This window comes from Acidimicrobiales bacterium, assembly GCA_040219515.1.
GTDB lineage: Bacteria > Actinomycetota > Acidimicrobiia > Acidimicrobiales > Aldehydirespiratoraceae > JAJRXC01.
On sequence record JAVJSI010000007.1, the window covers coordinates 18,211 to 35,262 of the forward strand.

Genomic DNA, 17,052 nt, shown 5'->3' on the forward strand with positions numbered 1-17,052 from the left:
CGTGGCGCTCGTTGCCGGCGACACCCTCGCCGGGGCCGGTCTGTTTTCGTTCGGTTCCCTGAGTCTGCCGCTGGCGGTGTTCAACCTCTTCCCCGCCTTCCCGCTCGACGGGGGTCGCATCTGCCAGGCCTGGATCTGGCGACGAACAGGTGGTCGCAGTGCCGCCACCCGGCGCGCCGCGGGCGCGGGCCGGATAATCGGCGCGGCCATGATCGGACTCGGACTCCTGGAGGCGTCTGCCGGCGGCTTGCTCGGTGGCCTCTCGTTGCTGATGCTCGGCTGGTTCCTCCGCGAGGCGGGGCAGGTGGGAAGCCGGAGGGGCGCGCCCTCGTCGTGATCGTGGCCGGTCGATCCCGACCAGCGCACCGAGATCAGACGCTGATCGTGGCGCCGACGAATTCGACGGTGAAGGCCTCGCACCACACCAGGGCGGTGTACGCGCCGTCGAGCTCGGTGCCGGCCGGCAGGTCGTAGCTCTGATCGCCGACGTTGCCCTTGAGCGCACCGAGATGGACCGAACCGGCGGCCAGCGAGGTCTGGCCGACACCCGGCACGAGGTAGACCTCGAGATCGGGTCCGTTCTGGATGTCGAAGTTTTCGAACCGCAATACGAACGAACCGTCGGGGTTCTCGAAGATCCCGGCGTCGCCCGACCCGGAGTGGCCGGCGAGGCCCACGAACTGGCCGGCGCCGAGCAGCACGGGTCCCGCCGGCGGTTCGGCGGTGGGTGACGGCTCCTCGGTGGCGGTCGGATCCGTGACGGTCGGTTCTGTCGCAGTCGGTGCACTCACGTCGGACTCCGCAGGCGTTGCTGTGGGTGCGGATTCGACAGGATCGGCGAGCTGATCGGCGATCGACGTGGAGAACTCCTCGTCGACGACATCGTCGATGAAGTAGGGCGAGATGAGCCACCAGTTGACGGCCAGGAACGGCACGAGCAGCAGCACGACGCGGGCGAACGGCGGTACCCGCAGCCGCAGCATGACCACGAAGGCGATCGCCGCGAGGACGGTTCCGCCGACCGTGAACAGGACGGCCCGAGCGTTCTCGAACGGGGCCTCGATGATCTCCGGTTCGAGGATCACCAATACGAGCATGAGTGCGGCGATGATCGCAGCGACCGCGATCTCGAGACGAGTGATTCGTTGGACCATGATGCACAAGGGAACGCCGCGGACTCGGCGATCGTTCCCGAGTCCCGGAAAACCGTCAGGCTGCGGTGACGTCGGTGCGGGCGAAGTCGTCACCCAAGAAGAGCAGCGGCTGTCCGAGCTCGCGAGCGAGGGCGTAGGAGAACGTGCGCTTGTCCCGTTCCCTGCCCGGTCCTACATTTCGCACTGCCCGGCAGGACGCACGGCCTCACAGGAGACGCGCATGAGTTCCAGACCCAACGTCGTGATCTTCATGCCCGATCAGCAGCGGGCCGACGCCGTCGGGGCGTTCGGCAACACCGTCGTGCAGACGCCGAACATCGACGCACTGGCCGCCCGCGGCATGCGTTTCGACAACGCGTGGGGGCAGCATTCGGTGTGCGGACCCAGCCGGGTGTCGCTGATGACCGGCTGGTATCCGCACGTGGCCGGTCACCGCACGCTCGACAACCTCCTGACCGAGAACGAACCGAACATGCTCCGTCTCCTGCGCGACGGCGGGTATCAGGTGTGTCTGGCCGGCAACCGCGGCGACGTGTTCGCCGCCGGTGTCACCGAGGCGAGCACCGACGTGTGCGGCTACATCGTCGAACCCGCCGCCAATCTGTTCGAGTCGCTCTCGATGGCCCATCCCGAGGGCCATCGCATGTTCCAGGCCTTCTACTTCGGGCGTCAGGGCGACAAACCTCGGCTCGACGGCGACGAGGCAGCCGTGCAGACCGCCATCGCCTGGATCGACGAGGTCTCGAGCAGGGATCAACCCTTCGCCCTGTGGGTGCCACTCGTGAATCCGCACCCGCCCTTCATGGTGGAGGACCCCTGGTTCTCGCTGCACGACCGGGCCGACGTGCCGCTGCCCATCCCCCGCGACGCAGGTGTGGGCAAACCCGGTTTCATGGCCGAGTACCGCCGTCGCTACGGCTGGGACGAGCTCGACGAAGCCGACTTCCGCGAGATCACGGCCACCTACTACGGCATGGTCAGTCGCACCGACGATCAGCTCGGCCGTGTCGTGCAAGCCGTCGACCGGGCCGGCGAGCTCGACAACACGATCTTCGTCTATCTCACCGATCACGGTGAGTACCTCGGCGACTTCGGCCTGGTCGAGAAGTGGCCGTCGGGCCTCGACCCCTCGCTGGTCAGGAATCCGCTGATCGTCGCCGGCCCCGGCGTGACCGAGGGAAGTGTGTGCTCGGCCGGAGTCGAGCTCATCGACGTGCTGCCCACGCTGCTCGAGGTCGGGGATATCGAGTCGAGCCACACCCACTTCGGTCGCAGCCTCACCCCCCTGTTCGCGAACCCCGGCGCCGAGCATCGGGCCCACGTGTTCAGCGAGGGCGGCTTCAGTCCCCAGGACGTCGACCTCTTCGAGGCGGCCGGGTGGATCTACCAGCACAAGGCCGACATCCAACGGGAGCTGCCGGAGCTGGTCGGCAAGGCCCAGGCCATCCGCAGCCCGCAGTTCACCTACGTCTACCGCCAGTGCGAGTCCGACGAGCTGTATCTGCGCGACACCGATCCGCACGAGATCGTGAACGTCGTCGACGATCCCCGCCACGGCGACATCCTCGCCGAGCTGAAAGGACACCTTCTCGACTGGCTGGTCGCGACGTCCGACGTGATCCCCTGGAACGCCGACCCGCGATTCCCGGAGATCCCCCACGGCTGGCGCTAGCTGTACTCGGACACCGATGGCGAGGACCGAAACACCTTCCGTCGCGAAAGGTGGCAACCTCGGGAACCGCCCGCCCGTGCGATACGTCGTATCGGCGGGCTGAGCGCCCGGCCGAGAGAGGATTCCTGATGACCCGATTCGCCCACACTTCGTTGCTCTGTCTGTCTCTGTTGCTGGTTGCGTCGCTGGCATCGTCCTGTGGCGACGACGGCAACCCCGTCGACGCCGGCGACGACCCGTCGGGAACCGGTGATGTCCCTTCGGACGACGGCGATGATCCGCCGACCGACGAGGGACCGCTCGGCGCCGGCCCCTACCCGATCGCCGACCTGACGATCGAGTACGAGCACGCGTCCGCCGGTGTGACCAGCACCTACCGGATCACCTGCCTCGGCGACACCGCAACGGTCGACGGCGACGATGTCGGCGTCACCGATCAGGCCGCCTGCACGGCGCTGGCCGAATCAGCCGTCCAGGCACGACTCATTGACGGCGTTCCCACCGATCGGCTCTGCACCGAGAACTACGGCGGCGACGACACCGCGACCATCACCGGCCGTATCGACGACGTGGCCGTCGACACCACCGTCGACCGCGCCAACGGTTGCGGCATCGACGAATGGGACAACCTGCTCTCCGACCTCCTCCCGGCTCCGATCGGCGTCCAGGAGTAGTGCCGGCCACAGGTCGTGGCGGCGTACATGGAGGCGAACGCCTCGTTGGTCTCCCACGGGTCGTCGTCGATGAGGTCAAGTTCCGCGCCTCTCGGCCGATACGCGAACCAGATGACCACGATGCCCGCAGCACATGCGGCCGAGAGACGGTCGCGACTCTCGTCGATGAGACGCGTCTCCATCGCGATGTTCGTCGGAGGCGGGATCACGAGCGGCATCGCCGTGTGGACGACGCAACAGACCCCGCAGGCACAGATGGCTCAGAGTTGCTTCGCCGGGATCCTCTTGGTCTGCGGCGTCGGGATCGCGCTCATGCCGGGGGTGACACGCCCTGCCCTGGAGGCGGCGGCGCTCGCCAGCATGACCCTGGTAGGCGTGCTCATCGCGCTGTCCGAACCCCTCGGTACGGCACCGATGTTCTTTCTGTGGCCCGTCGCGCTCCTTGCCAACTTCTCCTCGCCGCGCCTCACGGCTGCGGGATACGGCGTCTCGGTCGCCGCTCTCGCGGCCGGGCTCCTCGTCAATGATGGCGCCACGCTTCGAGTCGACACCTTCATCGGCACCACGACCTCGCTCGGTCTGATGGCATGGCTGATTTCGTCGATGACGACGAAGGAGCGGCAACTTCGGGCTGAACTGGCGTTCGCCGCCGAGACCGACCCGTTGACCGGACTGCTCAACCGCCGAGCCTTCTACCCGCAACTGGGACGACTCATCGACGACGCCGCCTCCGGCGATGGGCGACTCGCGCTGGTGATGTTCGACCTCGACCACTTCAAGGCGATCAACGATCGGTTCGGCCACGCAGTCGGCGATGACGCGCTCCGGCACGCAGCCGAAGCGCTACGGGGCGCAACACGACAGTGTGACCTGATCGCCCGTCTCGGTGGCGAGGAGTTCGCCGTTGCACTCCCGGGCGCCCAAGTCGGCGATGCGTTGCGCTATGCGACACGCGTCGCCGAGGCCATGAACCAGGTACCGAATCCCGTGGAGTGCCTTGCCACCAGCGCCGGCGTCAGTCTGCTCGACGACTCGATCGACTCGACCGATGTCTTCCTCGCCCGCGCCGACGAAGCCCTGTACTCCGCCAAGGTCGCCGGACGTGGCCGACCGGGAACCTGGGGTCCTGCCGGCATCACGATCGGCGAGCCGTTCGTTCCGACGACCCCGCCCGAGCCGTCGACGGAAGGGCACGCTACGGCCGCGGCCGCGCTTCGACGACCGTTCGCCCCATCGTCTCTCGCCGTTCCTGACGTTCCATCGCCTCGGGAAGGTCATCGAAGCCGATCGTCGACGTGACCACCGTGCGCACCGCGCCGGTCCGGATGAGCTCGAGGATCTGCTCGTGGGCCGCGATGCCCTCGGTTCGAGAGGGCCAGTTGAGCCCGGTGGTCAGCTTCGCGACGAGCGGATCGGGGCTGTAGGCCAGGCAGACGCCGCACAGGGAGAAGTTGCCGTAGATCGCCGGTTGAACCGACATGGCGGCGCCGTCGGTGGCGACATCGCCGCCGACCGAGTCGAGCGCCACGTCGACGCCGCGACGTCAGCGACGGATCCGCTGAAACGAGGACTTCGCTCGTGCCGAGAAACCGGGGACCGAGTGCCCGTTCGTCACCAACCGTACGGGTGGTAGTACTCCTGGTACGGAGCCCGGTTCCATTCGGCGAAGCTGCGGTCGAGGGACTCGTCGAGGTCGGGCGCGTCCTTCACCTGGTCCTTCGTGAGGTTGACATAGACCTTCTCGTCGTCGTAGTCGATGCGGTCGACGACTCCTGCCGGCAGGAGTCGTCGCTTGCCGAAGATCCAGAATCCGGTGTCGACCACGAGATGGTCGCGGTCGGTGGTGTTCTCGTCGACCGAGCCGATCGAGCCGTCAGTTGCTTCGACGTCGAAGCCGGTGAGGTCGCGTTGAGGCTGCCCGATCGTCGCTCGGTAGAACCAGAGATTCGTCACTGTCGTACCTTCCTTCCGTGATGTGCTTCCGTGATGTGCTTCCGTGATGTGGTCGGATCGTGTTGCGCTTCAGGACCTGAGCTTGACGTCGGCGGTGAGCACCATGTCATCGAGGCGGAACGTCGACGATCCGTCCTCCGATCGAGCGACCACACTCACCGTGTAGGTGCCGGCCGGCAGCTCCTCGGAGATACGAGTGGCTGAGCGTGCCTCCCAGGACTCGAGCGTCTCCGACCCCATGTCGGTGCTGTCGAAGGCGAAGACCGGAACGCCCAGCGGCGTCAATCCGTCGCGCAGGATGTTGACCTCGCACCAGTCAAACGAGCCGTCGCCGCCGTAGCACGCCGACTCCGCGGAGAAGGTCGCGACGATCACCCCGGTGTGGCCGGCCGGTACGGTGACGGTCGCATCGAGGCCGAGATCGACACTGCTGGTACTGGTGATGTCGACGTCGTCGGTTATCTCGTCGCTGGCGAACATCCCGACGAGGTCGTCGACACTCAGGGCGCCGACGCCGGCTTCCACCCCGGCCAGACCGGGCTCCACGATGTTGTCGTTGTAGCGCTTGAGGAACGTGACAGCTTCGCCACGCGTCACTTCATCGTCCGGTGCGAACAGGTTCGGCGACACGCCAGTGGTGATGTCGTTGGCGGCTGCCCACTCGACGGGTTCAGAGAAGAATCGATCGTCGGCGACGTCGTCGAAAATGTGAGTCGCCACTGCCGTGGCCGGCGCCAGGAGCGCCAACGCGGCGACAACGAGGGCGAGTCGCCACTTGGTGATGGTGATGGTCATGGAGCCTCCTTCGTCGTGCCTGCCCATCTGGCCGCACTCCGCGCCCATACCCGACCCGGCGACACCGTAAACATGGGTGTTCCCCAAACCCCGACCTGATGGCGATCGCTGTTGTCTGCGGCGCGATCACGGGTCGGTCGGCAGCGGCGTGCAGTCGGTCGGTGCGGCGATCCGGCCGGCGAGCGACATGGCTGCAGCCATCCTCCGGACCGTCCCGGCCACCACGATGATGTTGCTCACGTCCATGTCTGCCTCCGGTCGTCCATGGCGAGGGTGCGACCCCCACCGCCGGTGCATCATGCGGAGACTCCTCGTTACGTCCGACCTCACCTCCCACCGGGGTGACCCTCGGCGCCCTCGACCCAGCCATGCTCGCCGATGAGGGGCACGAAGCGCACCGCTCCGAGCTCCTCGTCGATCAGATCGTCGCCTTGCCGTCGAAGGCGAACCAGCCGCTGTTCGCGGTCCTGGCCACCGACGGGGATGACGAGGCGACCACCGTCGACGAGCTGGTCGGTCAGATGTCGGGGAACGTTCGGGCCGCCGGCCGTCACCGAGATCGCGTCGAAGGGCGCCGCGTCGGGCCACCCCAGGGTGCCGTCCCCGACCACGACGTGTACGTTGTCGTAGCCGAGGTCCTCCAGTCTGGCGCGCGCCTTCTCCGCCAGTGGCCGATGCCGCTCTATCGACCAGACCTCGTGGGCGACCCGACCGAGAATTGCCGCGCCGTACCCCGATCCCGTGCCGATCTCGAGCACCCGGTCGCCGTCGCCGATCTCGAGCGCCTCGGTCATGACCGCAACCACATACGGTTGGCTGATGGTCTGACCCTCCTCGATCGGCAACGCCGAGTCGTCGTAGGCGAACTCCACCATCTCGGATGACACGAACTTCTCCCGAGGCACGAAACGAAAGGCGTCGAGGACCGCCTCCCCCGTGATCCCTCTGGCGGCGATGGTGCGTTCGACCATCGTCGAGCGAGCTTCGTCAGTCATGGCTCCCAACTACCCGAGTCGCACCGGATCCAACCGTCGACGCCACGCGTCGTGTCGGAGCGTGGCATCAGCCGCCACCGGCCGTGACGTGATCGACGACCACAGCGTCGCCGCCACCGACGGTAGCGGCCGCGGCCGGGTCGTCCTCGAACAGGTCGGTCGCACGGGTGAGGACCAGACCCTCGGGGAGGTGCGGGGTCTCGTTCATGTCGGTTTGCCTGTTGTGTCGGGGCGAAACGGACGTCGCCTCACTTGATGAGCGGGTCTCGGGGAAGCCCGAGAATTCGCTCACCGATCTGATTTCGCTTGATCTCGGAGGTCCCTCCCGCGATCGACATGCCTCGATGCATGAGGACCATCATGTTGCTCATCTCGCCGGCTCCGTCCATGAAGAGGGAGTCGGCGCCGTTGAGTTCGGTCAGGATCGCGGCGGCCTCGTGGCCGATCTCCGACAGCACCAGCTTGGTCATCGCGCCCTCCGGTCCCGGACCGGCTCCCGACACGGCACGGTTCGCTGCGCGCAGGTTGAGCAGGCCCATGGCCTGATGCTCGGCGATGTAGCGACCCACGCGTGCTGCGCCACCGGCGAGGCGCTCCGGATGGGCGTCGAAGGCGCTGACGAGCGCCTCACCGGGCATCGACATCCCGCCGCCACCACCACCGATGCTGACACTCTCGTTGCCCAACGTGGCGCGTGCGACGGTCCAGCCACCGTCGACGGGACCGACCACGTCGTCGTCGGCGACGAAGACATCGGAGAAGAACACCTCGTTGAACTCCGAGTTGCCGGTGGTCATCTTCAGAGGCCGCACCTCGACCCCCTCGGCGTGCATGTCGATGACCATCGTGGTGATGCCGTCGTGCTTGGGCACGTCGGGATCGGTGCGCACCGTGGCGAACCCCATCCCCGCGACATGCGCGCCCGAAGTCCAGACCTTCTGACCGTTCACCAGCCACCCGCCGTCGACCCGCGTCGCCTTGGTCTTCACGCCGGCGGCATCCGAACCCGCGTCGGGCTCACTGAACAGCTGGCACCAGATGACCTCCTGGCGCAGCGCGGGGAGGACCCAACGGTCGAGCTGGTCCTGCGTGGCGTACTGGATGATCGTGAGGATGTTCCACGCGGTGATGCCGTAGCCGGGTCGTTGGACTCCGGCCTTCTCGAACTCCTGCTCGACCACGAGCTGCTCGACGGCACCCGCTTCGCGACCGTAGGGCTTGGGCCAGTGCGGCATCACGTAGCCGGTCTCGATGAGGCGGTCCCGCTGCTCCTCGGCGCTGAGACCGGCGATGCTCTCGGCGAACGCCCGCACCTCGGCCCGGATCGGCTCGGACTCCGGCGGGAGCTCCACCTGCTTGCCCCGACGCACGCCCCGCCGGGTGAGATCGGTGAGATCGGCGGCGGCGACGTCGGCTTCGAGAAGGGCAAGCAAGGTCGTGGCCCGCCGCATGTAGAGATGGGCGTCGTGTTCCCACGTGATGGCGATGCCGCCGTGCACCTGGGTGTTGAGGTTGGCGCAGAGGTCGGCCGCCGGCGCGGCCAGCGTGGCTGCGACCGCGGCGGTGTACGACAGCTGATCGCCGCCGGTGGCTGCGGCCTTCGCCGCGTCCCACACCGCCGACGTGGCCATCTCGGTGGCCACCACCATGTTGGCGCAATGGTGCTTCACGGCCTGATAGGTGCCGATCACTCGGCCGAACTGCAGCCTTTCCTTCGCGTAGGCCGCCGCGAGTTCGGTGCACTCGCGGGCCATGCCCACGGCCTCGGCCGACAGGATGAGGCGCGACACGTCGATCAGCAGTCGCCCCGCCCCGGCGATGAGCGTCACCGGCGCGCCATCGAGCGTCACCCGGGCCGACCGACGCGACGGATCGAGATTGGCGGGCACATCGACCACGACCCCGGGTCCCGGTTCGACCAGGGCCACGTCGTCACCGGCGACGAAGGCGAACAGCTGACCGAGACCGCCGCCGAGGACGACGGCGGAGCCCGTTGCGGTGCCCCCGTCGACCACGACCGAGCCTCGCGGGGCGACGCCTGCGACCATCGAACCGTCGACGAGGCCAGGGAGCAGCCGTTGCTTGGTGGCGTCGTCGCCGGCCATGTCGATCAGCGCGCTCACGATCACGGTCGGCACGAAGGGGCCGGGCGCGACGGCGCGGCCCATCTCCTCGACCACGACGACCAGCTCCTCCATGCCGAACCCGGACCCGCCGCGTTCCTCGGCGACGTGGAGCCCAAGCCAGCCCAGCCCGGCGAGTTCGTCCCACCAGGCCGGCCGTACCTCCTCCGCTGCGTCCAGCAGCGCCCGGGCCGCGCCGCGGGCGTCTCGGGCCCGCAGGAAATCCGACGCAGTGTCGGCCAGGGCGCGGTGGTCCTCGGTGATCGCGATCGACATGGGTCCTCGGCTTTCTGGGCCCGCGGCGGGCCGGCGGTGACCACGATGCGTCGGGCGAACCTCCTCCGGCAATTCGCCGTTCGCCGCCGAAGCGGACGCAGCGATCCGAGCCCGAGGTTGCAGACCCGAGAGTCGAACCGACGAGTCAGGACCTTGTGCTCTGTTTCGTTCGCAGTCGACGAACGAGTGTGGGTTCACCCGACGAACAAGGGACGTTGCCGATGATGGAGCCGAAGAAGATCCTCGTGCCCTCCGACCTGTCGGAGCGATCCGAGGTCGGCATCGCCTACGCGGGGATGTTGGCCCGACACCTCGGCAGCGAACTCGTGGTCATGGTCAACATCAACCTTCCGGAGCGTGCCATCCTCGAGGAGTCCGCCGGGTCAGAGCCCCTGTCACTCGAAGAAGCCGCTCGGGCCGCACTCCGTCGCGCCGCGGAGAAGAATGCACCGTCGGTCACCTCCTCGTTTGCCGTCGGGTTCCGCGACTTTCCGGCCGAGGGGATCCTCGACGTCGCAACCCACGAGAACGTCGACATGATCGTCATCCCCAGTCACGGGCGGTCGGGCATGACCCGATGGATGCTCGGCAGTGTTGCCGAGAAGATCGTCCGAGGCGCCGACGTGCCCGTCGTCATCGTCCCTGCCCGCGATTGAGCCGGACGCCGGCCGGACGAGTTGGCCCGAAGGACCTTCGACCCTGTCTCCCACCGCAGACCGACGTCAGGCTGGGGCCATGAAACACAAGCCCCAGTTGTCCGACGTCATGACCCGCGAGCCCGAGACCGTCCACCTCGGCCAGCCTCTGTCGGACGCCTACGCCCTGCTCCAGCGCCGCGAGTACCACCACGTCCCGGTGGTCAACGGCGACAAGCCCGTCGGCATGATCTCCTCGACGGACATTCTCAAGCTGGTCTACGACGTGGAGAACAACGACGAGCGCATGCTCCGCACCATGCTCGACCACCAGTTCACCCTCGAGGAGACGATGTCGACCGATCTCGTCACCGTGCGCAACGGCGAGTCGGTTCGCACGGTCGCCAACCACCTCTCGACCGGTGACAACCACTCGGTGCTCGTGCTGAACGACGATGGCGGCCTCGAGGGCATCGTCACCAGCAGCGACCTGATCCGCAACCTGGCCGAACTGCTCTGACGTCGACGACTCGCGGCCCTGAGTTTTTTCGGTGGGCGATGGGGGACTTGAACCCTCGACCTCTGCCGTGTGAAGGCAGCGCTCTAGCCAGCTGAGCTAATCGCCCGGAGCCGACGACGATACCGCCTTTCCATCACCCCTACACCAGGTTCAGCTCATCGGTGGGCCGACGAACTCGGCATCGTACGGCGCGACCGCGGCCACGAGCTTGGGCACGTCGACCTCCTTGGGATCGGGGATGCGGGTCTCGAGCGCCGGGTCGCCGGCTTCCACATGGAACCGCTCGAAACCACCGGGAGTGTTGATCTCGAGGACCTTCGCTCCCTCCGCGCCCGACAGGAACGTGTGGGGCACGTCCCGGGGCAGGAACACGGACTCACCCGCCTTCAGAAGCCGCCCAGGCCCGTCGGCCGAACCGCAGCGGATCTCTCCCTCGAGCACGTGGAGTACCTGGTCCTCGCGGTGATGAACGTGCAGCGGCGGCGACCAATCAGCCGGATACCAGTGCTCCATCATCGACATCGCGCCACCCGTCTCCTCCGCGTCCACGAGCACTCGCATGAATGCCCCTTCGAACCAGACGTCCTTCGTTCCCGTCGTTGCCACGCTTCGGCCCTTCCCTTCAGTTCGTTGTGAGACAAAGGTATACTCATGAGACAGCCGTCGCAAGACACGAATCTCACGGAGGTTGCGCATGGCCCCTCGCACGAACCAGAAGGCCCGCACTCGCCAGGCGATCACCGACGGCTGCGCGGAGCTCCTCGACGAACAGTCACCGACGACGATCGATGACATCGCGGCCCACACCGGCATCTCTCGGGCGACCATCTACCGCTACTTCGCCAGCAGCAGTGACATCGTCTGGCACGTGATGTCCGACCGGGAGATCGAGTCGTCCGAGTCGGTCGCGACCGCGGCAGGACCCGACCCACTCGACCGCATCGTCGCCGCCGAGAAGGCCGTGAACGACTACATCTTCGCCAACCCGACGAGCGTGCGGCAGTTCGAGGCCAGCGTCGTGCAACGCGTGCTCGACGGCACCGCTGATGCCGACGATCGTCCCGCCCGACGGTTGCGCTACATCGACGCCGCACTCGAACCGCTCGTCGGGGAACTCGACGACACCGCCCTGCGCCGCCTCCGCCACGGTCTGGCGCTCGCCCTCGGCACCGAGGCGTTCATCGCGCTCGTCGACACCTGCCGACTCGACGACGACGACGCACGCGCCACCGCCGCCTGGGTCTGCCGCGCCCTCGTCACCCAGGCAATGGCCGACGCTCCGACCCCCTGACCAGCGTTGTCGGGGTCAGACCCCCGTTGCAGTTCCCGTTGCAGTTCTCACGCCGTTCACATTGCCGATGCGCGGGCGAGACACACGGTTCCTACGTTGCGATCCATGATCTCGGCGACGACGTTGGTCAACGGCCAGCTTGCGCACTACGCCACCGGTGGGCGCGGCCTGCCGGTGCTGTTCCTCCACGGCTGGGGGCTCGACCATCGCGCCTACCAGCGCTCGCTGCGAAGGCTGACGGCGCGCAACTGCCGCGTGATCGCCCCGTCGCTGCCCGGTTTCGGCGGCACCGCCGGGCTCCCCCTGCACGACCAGTCACTGCCCGCGTTCGCCCGCTGGGTCGACTCCTTCCTCGACTCGATCGACATCGACGAACCCGTCGTCGTCATGGGCCACAGCTTCGGCGGCGGCATCGCCACGATGTTCGCCCACGACCATCGTCGCCGGGTGCGCCATCTCGTCATCTTGAATTCGGTGGGTGACCCCGATGCGTTCTGGTCGAGTGCCAAACGCCAGGGGCTCGGCGACCTGTGTCGATCGGTGATCGACCCGGTGCTCGGCACCCTCTCCCCCTCCGGCCGAGGGGCCCGTGCTCGCCACGCCCAGCGGCTGTTTCTGAAGAATGCCACCCGCGACCCACTTCGGGTCGCGTCCACCGCCCTCGTCGCCGTCTCGGCCGACCTGCGCGGTGAGATGGCGAACCTCGCGGCGGACGGCCTTCCCGTGACCGTGTTGTGGAGTGACCGTGACGGCGTGATCCCCATGTCTGCGTTCGACACGTTCTGTTCCACTTTCGGCGCTGAGGGACAGGTCGTCCGCGGCGGCCACTCGTGGCTGCTCGCCAGCCCGGACGCGTTGGGCGACGTGCTCGAGAACATGATCCACGTGCGAGCCACCGAGCATCGAGAAGAGACGACGGTCGCCTCGACCGCCGAACTGCGGGCGTTGCTGGCCGGAACGTCCCTGACCGGGCCGGCGGTCTCCCTCCTGATGAGGGGGGTCTCGCCGCTGTGGCTGCTCAGCGCGCCGGCCAGCGTGCTCGCTGCGGACCTGACGCTGTGTCATCCGCGACTGAAACCGGGCGAGGTACGGGCGGCGGTCCAGGCAGGCGGCTCGAGCGAGCATCACCGACTCACGGTGGTTGCAACCGATCGAGCCGGCCTCCTGGCCGACACGCTGGCCGTGCTCACCAACGAAGGCCTCTCGATCGAGTCGGCCTCCGCGATGACCTGGCCGGCATTGAGTCTGGCGCTGCATTCGGTGACCGTTCACGCGAAGGCGCCGGTGGTCCAGGAACGGTGGGATGCCATCGGGGCGCGCCTCCAGGCCGCCGCGGCCGGCCACCCGTCCCGAGCGTCGCTCGAGCCCGACAACTTCCGGCCCACCGGCGACACCGAGGCGGTCATTCTCGGCGAGAGCGGCGACAGCTCCTTCGTGCGGGTGACGGCACCGGACCAGCCCGGGCTGCTGCTCGCCATCTGCCGCTGGTTCGCCGACCACGGCCTGTCGATCGAGGCGGCCGACGTCTCGACCGCCGACGACATGGCCCGCGACACCTTCCTCGTCACCGGCGACTTCGACGTCGACGAGCTCGCCATCCACCTCGGCCGCCCCCACCCGAGCACCTTCGCCCGCCTCACCGCCCGCCTCCCCATCCCCGCCTGACCCGGTTGTGCTCGGCGGAACCGAACGGCGAACGGGACTTCCTGACCAGAAGTCCGCTCCTCGCTAGAGTGCGGGATGGCGCTCCTCGATCCCGGACCGGTTCAGAAATGGCTCGACGAGCAACACGGTGGCGACGAGCTGGTTGCGTTCACCCGCGTCATGACGCCGACCAACCATGAGATCGCCGATGTCGGCCCCGGCGGGGGCAGCGCCGGCGGGGGCAGCGTCGGTAGCACCGAGGCGACGAGGCAGTCGCTCGGTCTCGACCCGCAGAACAAGTCGTGGTTGCTTCATGGGCGAGCGGGGTTGTTGGTGGTCACGGCGACCCACTTCTATCTGCTGCGGCTCGGGGGGCTGAAGGAGAAAATCAAGGAGACGCTCTTCGATACGCCCCGGACCCAGATTCGTGTCACTGCGCTCGACCACACGATCGACCGGATCGATTGGCGGCATTGGCTGATCGAAGGGTTGCCCGATGGCGCGTACCTGCTGGAACCGCAGGTCCTCGGCAAGGGGGGCAAGCCGTCGAAGATCGCACCGGGATCCAACGCATTCCTCGCCCAGCTCGGCGACCAAGCGCAGCCGTAGCAACCCCAGGGGCCGCCCAGGAGTCGGCTCGGGAACCGAACCGGCTCGATGATCGTCGGAGAGTCGATGGACAGTCCGGGACACACCGATGTGGCACGCCGCGCCGCGTTCGAACGCGCCCTCGAGGAGATCTACGAACCGGTGCAGCGATACCTCCGTCGCCGTTGCGAGCCGCACGACGCCGACGAAGTCCTGAACGACACGTTGCTCACCATCTGGCGTCGACTCGACGACGTGCCCGCCGACCGTCGCCTGCCGTGGACGTACGCCGTCGCCCGACGGTGCCTCGCCAATCATCGCCGTGGCAACGTCCGTCGCCTCCGGCTCTCGGAGAAGGCGACGGCCGGCACGTCGGCCCTCCCCGCCGACGAGTGGACGACGGAGGCCGATGCCCTCCTCCACGACGCGATGGGTCGGCTTCGCGAGGACGATCGAGAGGTCATCCGGCTGTGGGCATGGGAGCGGTTGGGGCCCCGCGAGATCGCAGAAGTGCTCGAGACCACGCCCAATGCAGTCAGCGTGCGGCTGACGAAGATCCGCCGCACGCTCGAATCCGAGATTTCCGGAAAGGATCGAGCCCCGGCCGGACATGAACGAGTTGACGGCAACACGGAGGAGGAACGGTGAACGAAGACGACCTTCGCAACCGGCTCGGGCGACTCGACCCGGCATCCGACGACGTGGCCGTCGAATCCCTGACGACGCCGTCGTCTCGTGCCCGATTGGAGCAGATCATGAACACCCCCACGTCCCCTGAAACCGACCGCCCCGACGTCCCGCCGGACGCACTGGCCATACCCGCGTCCAGCGGCCGTTGGCTCGTCGCTGCCGCCGCCGCACTCGTGTTGCTGGTGGTCGCAGGCTTTGCCATCGCCAACCTCGGCGATGACGATGGCAGCGAGGTCGCCGCCGAGCCACCGCTCGAGCTCGACCTCGGCGCAGATGACCCCATGGCGTCGTGCCTGCGGGCCGAGCCGGAGATTCTTGCTGAGATGTCGCCGGCCTTCGCCGGCACCGCGACGGCGATCGAGGGCGAGACGGTCACGCTCACCGTCGACCGCTGGTACGCCGGTGGCGATGACGCCACCACCGTCGAGCTCCAGGCTCAGCCAGGAATGGAAGCGTTGATCGCCGGCTTCTCGTTCGAAGTCGGCGAGCAGTACCTGATCACGGCCACCGACGGCACGGTCAACTTCTGCGGCTACAGCGGCCCCGCCACGCCTGAGTTCCTCGCCTTCTTCGACGAGGCCTTTCCCGCCTGATGCAACGGGGGTCTGACCCCGAATGCAACGGTCAGATCGGGGCGATGGGGTCGAAACCGAGGAGGTCCTCGATCCAGGCGGTGGTCGTGAGCGTGCCGAGGTCGTCGTTCTGATGGCCGACGATCTGCAGGCCGACCGGCATGCCATCGGCGGTGAAACCGGCGTTGGTGGTGCCGGCTGGCCGCCGGGTCACGTTGAAGGCATACGTGTAGCTCACCCACGACTGCGTCTCCTCACCACCGATGGTCCCCTGGCGCTGCGACACCGGGGTGTGGCCGGCGACCGTCGGCGACACCAGTGCATCGAAGCCGGCCATCTTGGCGGCGAGGCCGAGCGACAGCGCCTGGGCCTGCTTGCGGGCGTCCTCCACTGCGTCGGACGTCAACATCTCGTTGGCGAGGGTCAGCACTTCCCGGAGCCCCGGTGTGACCAGATCGAAACGATCGGGATCGCTCATCACCTCACGGAAGACGGGCACCATTCCGCCGTAGAAGAGCAGCGCGAACGGACCGATGACGTTCTCGATGACCGGGCCGATCTCGACCACCTCGACGCCCGCGTCCTCCACGCGGTCGACGGCGGCGCGGCACACTGCGTGGATCTCTTCGTCGGGCGCCTGGCCCTCGATCGAAGGCGCCCACAGCACCCGCTTCGGTGCCTGCGGTGCGGCCAGCGCTTCGCGATAGCACCGGGCCGGAGCATCGAGCGAACGCAAGTCGCCCGGCGTGGGACCGCAGACCACGTCGAGAGCCAGCGCAACATCGCGAATGCGACGAGCCATCGGCCCGACCGTGGTGAGGTCGGCGGCTCCCATCGGGGCCGGCCCGCTCGGCACCCGCCCCTGGGTCGGCTTGTGACCCGACAGGCCGGTGAGCGCCGAGGGAATCCGGATCGAGCCGCCGCCGTCGGACCCCGTGGCCAGCGGCACCATACCCGAGGCGATCGCCGCCGACGTGCCACCCGACGAGCCGCCGGGCGAACGTGCCGTGTTCCACGGATTCACCGTGGCCCCGAAGACCGGGTTGTAGGTGTCGCCGGTCCATCCCGTCTCCGGCGTGTTCGTCTTCCCGATCACGACGCATCCCGCGGCGCGCAGCCGGGCGACCTCCGTCGCGTCCTCGGTCGCCGGTTCCGTCTCACCGACGACCAGCGAACCCCTCGAGGTGACGAAGCCCTTCGCGTCGGCGAGATCCTTCACGCCGATCGGGATCCCGGCGAGGTGCCCGACGTCCTCGCCGGCGGCCAGTCTCTCGTCGATGCGAGCGGCCTGGGCGCGCGCGTCGGCGGCATCGACCGCCACGAAGGCGTTGAGTACCGGGTTGACCTCGTCGATGCGGCGCAGGGCGGCCTCGGTCACATCGCCGGCCGACAACTCACGGTCACGCACCCGTCGAGCCAGCTCTTGCACGGTCAGGGAACGGAAATCAGGAACAGTCATCTCGGGCCACT

The 17,052-nt window shown here is 67.8% G+C and carries 21 protein-coding genes and 1 tRNA gene; 11 read left to right on the plus strand and 11 right to left on the minus strand.

Annotated elements, in window-relative coordinates:
• Nucleotide 1: 1 nt before the first annotated feature.
• Nucleotides 2-337 (plus strand): site-2 protease family protein, encoded by a 336-nt coding sequence (locus tag RIB98_04540; protein ID MEQ8840226.1) that lies wholly within the window; start codon nucleotides 2-4, stop codon nucleotides 335-337.
• A gap of 34 nt (nucleotides 338-371) precedes the next feature.
• Here RIB98_04540 and RIB98_04545 read toward each other — a convergent pair whose 3' ends face one another.
• Together RIB98_04545 and RIB98_04550 are read right to left on the minus strand one after the other, a co-directional pair.
• Nucleotides 372-1,154, minus strand: coding sequence for a DM13 domain-containing protein (locus tag RIB98_04545; protein ID MEQ8840227.1), 783 nt, complete (start codon nucleotides 1,152-1,154; stop codon nucleotides 372-374).
• A 55-nt stretch (nucleotides 1,155-1,209) separates the two neighbouring features.
• Nucleotides 1,210-1,338, minus strand: coding sequence for a type II toxin-antitoxin system VapC family toxin (locus tag RIB98_04550; GenBank protein MEQ8840228.1), 129 nt, complete (start codon nucleotides 1,336-1,338; stop codon nucleotides 1,210-1,212).
• Between the two features lie 36 nt (nucleotides 1,339-1,374).
• Between RIB98_04550 and RIB98_04555 the strand changes: the two genes are divergently transcribed.
• The 3 genes from RIB98_04555 (at nucleotide 1,375) to RIB98_04565 (ending at nucleotide 4,799) form a co-directional block, all read left to right on the plus strand.
• Entirely contained in the window at nucleotides 1,375-2,826 is a 1,452-nt protein-coding gene (locus RIB98_04555) for a sulfatase-like hydrolase/transferase (GenBank protein MEQ8840229.1), read from the plus strand.
• A gap of 128 nt (nucleotides 2,827-2,954) precedes the next feature.
• Nucleotides 2,955-3,500, plus strand: a complete 546-nt coding sequence (locus RIB98_04560; GenBank protein ID MEQ8840230.1) for a hypothetical protein — start codon at nucleotides 2,955-2,957, stop codon at nucleotides 3,498-3,500.
• Nucleotides 3,501-3,665: 165 nt separating this feature from the next.
• On the plus strand, nucleotides 3,666-4,799 hold the full coding sequence (locus RIB98_04565) for a GGDEF domain-containing protein (protein ID MEQ8840231.1): 1,134 nt from the start codon (nucleotides 3,666-3,668) through the stop codon (nucleotides 4,797-4,799).
• On the opposite strand, the gene RIB98_04570 is transcribed toward RIB98_04565, so the two are convergent.
• The 6 genes from RIB98_04570 to RIB98_04595 all read right to left on the minus strand — a co-directional run bounded on the left by RIB98_04570 (nucleotide 4,696) and on the right by RIB98_04595 (nucleotide 9,642).
• Nucleotides 4,696-5,028 (minus strand): zinc-binding dehydrogenase, encoded by a 333-nt coding sequence (locus RIB98_04570; GenBank protein ID MEQ8840232.1) that lies wholly within the window; start codon nucleotides 5,026-5,028, stop codon nucleotides 4,696-4,698. The two genes, RIB98_04565 and RIB98_04570, sit on opposite strands and share 104 nt — an antisense overlap.
• 83 nt (nucleotides 5,029-5,111) lie before the next feature.
• A complete protein-coding gene (locus RIB98_04575) occupies nucleotides 5,112-5,453 on the minus strand; it encodes a PRC-barrel domain-containing protein (GenBank protein MEQ8840233.1) in 342 nt (113 codons plus the stop codon).
• A gap of 69 nt (nucleotides 5,454-5,522) precedes the next feature.
• Nucleotides 5,523-6,248, minus strand: coding sequence for an S-layer homology domain-containing protein (locus RIB98_04580; GenBank protein MEQ8840234.1), 726 nt, complete (start codon nucleotides 6,246-6,248; stop codon nucleotides 5,523-5,525).
• Nucleotides 6,249-6,574: 326 nt separating this feature from the next.
• Nucleotides 6,575-7,243: a protein-L-isoaspartate(D-aspartate) O-methyltransferase gene (locus tag RIB98_04585; protein ID MEQ8840235.1), complete on the minus strand. Its 669-nt coding sequence runs from the start codon at nucleotides 7,241-7,243 to the stop codon at nucleotides 6,575-6,577.
• 67 nt (nucleotides 7,244-7,310) lie between these two features.
• A complete protein-coding gene (locus tag RIB98_04590) occupies nucleotides 7,311-7,451 on the minus strand; it encodes a hypothetical protein (protein MEQ8840236.1) in 141 nt (46 codons plus the stop codon).
• A gap of 40 nt (nucleotides 7,452-7,491) precedes the next feature.
• Nucleotides 7,492-9,642: an acyl-CoA dehydrogenase gene (locus RIB98_04595; protein ID MEQ8840237.1), complete on the minus strand. Its 2,151-nt coding sequence runs from the start codon at nucleotides 9,640-9,642 to the stop codon at nucleotides 7,492-7,494.
• A 221-nt stretch (nucleotides 9,643-9,863) separates the two neighbouring features.
• Here RIB98_04595 and RIB98_04600 point away from each other — a divergent pair, with 221 nt between their 5' ends.
• Entirely contained in the window at nucleotides 9,864-10,298 is a 435-nt protein-coding gene (locus RIB98_04600; GenBank protein MEQ8840238.1) for a universal stress protein, read from the plus strand.
• 79 nt (nucleotides 10,299-10,377) lie between these two features.
• Nucleotides 10,378-10,797, plus strand: coding sequence for a CBS domain-containing protein (locus RIB98_04605; GenBank protein MEQ8840239.1), 420 nt, complete (start codon nucleotides 10,378-10,380; stop codon nucleotides 10,795-10,797).
• Between the two features lie 32 nt (nucleotides 10,798-10,829).
• On the opposite strand, the gene RIB98_04610 is transcribed toward RIB98_04605, so the two are convergent.
• Together RIB98_04610 and RIB98_04615 are read right to left on the minus strand one after the other, a co-directional pair.
• Nucleotides 10,830-10,903: transfer RNA gene (locus tag RIB98_04610), tRNA-Val, on the minus strand.
• A gap of 44 nt (nucleotides 10,904-10,947) precedes the next feature.
• Complete coding sequence (locus RIB98_04615; protein MEQ8840240.1) at nucleotides 10,948-11,403, minus strand: cupin domain-containing protein; 456 nt, start codon at nucleotides 11,401-11,403, stop codon at nucleotides 10,948-10,950.
• 88 nt (nucleotides 11,404-11,491) lie between these two features.
• On the opposite strand from RIB98_04615, the gene RIB98_04620 reads away from it, so the two are divergent.
• The 5 genes from RIB98_04620 (at nucleotide 11,492) to RIB98_04640 (ending at nucleotide 15,603) form a co-directional block, all read left to right on the plus strand.
• A complete protein-coding gene (locus RIB98_04620; protein ID MEQ8840241.1) occupies nucleotides 11,492-12,088 on the plus strand; it encodes a TetR/AcrR family transcriptional regulator in 597 nt (198 codons plus the stop codon).
• A gap of 105 nt (nucleotides 12,089-12,193) precedes the next feature.
• On the plus strand, nucleotides 12,194-13,753 hold the full coding sequence (locus RIB98_04625) for an alpha/beta fold hydrolase (GenBank protein MEQ8840242.1): 1,560 nt from the start codon (nucleotides 12,194-12,196) through the stop codon (nucleotides 13,751-13,753).
• Nucleotides 13,754-13,828: 75 nt separating this feature from the next.
• On the plus strand, nucleotides 13,829-14,341 hold the full coding sequence (locus RIB98_04630) for a hypothetical protein (protein MEQ8840243.1): 513 nt from the start codon (nucleotides 13,829-13,831) through the stop codon (nucleotides 14,339-14,341).
• Nucleotides 14,342-14,407: 66 nt separating this feature from the next.
• Complete coding sequence (locus RIB98_04635) at nucleotides 14,408-14,968, plus strand: sigma-70 family RNA polymerase sigma factor (protein MEQ8840244.1); 561 nt, start codon at nucleotides 14,408-14,410, stop codon at nucleotides 14,966-14,968.
• The gene (locus RIB98_04640) at nucleotides 14,965-15,603 is read left to right on the plus strand and encodes a hypothetical protein (GenBank protein ID MEQ8840245.1); all 639 of its coding nucleotides are present in this window, start codon (nucleotides 14,965-14,967) and stop codon (nucleotides 15,601-15,603) included. The genes RIB98_04635 and RIB98_04640 overlap by 4 nt, the downstream gene beginning before the upstream one ends.
• Before the next feature lie 31 nt (nucleotides 15,604-15,634).
• On the opposite strand, the gene RIB98_04645 is transcribed toward RIB98_04640, so the two are convergent.
• Nucleotides 15,635-17,041 (minus strand): amidase family protein, encoded by a 1,407-nt coding sequence (locus RIB98_04645; GenBank protein ID MEQ8840246.1) that lies wholly within the window; start codon nucleotides 17,039-17,041, stop codon nucleotides 15,635-15,637.
• Between the last annotated feature and the right edge of the window lie 11 nt (nucleotides 17,042-17,052).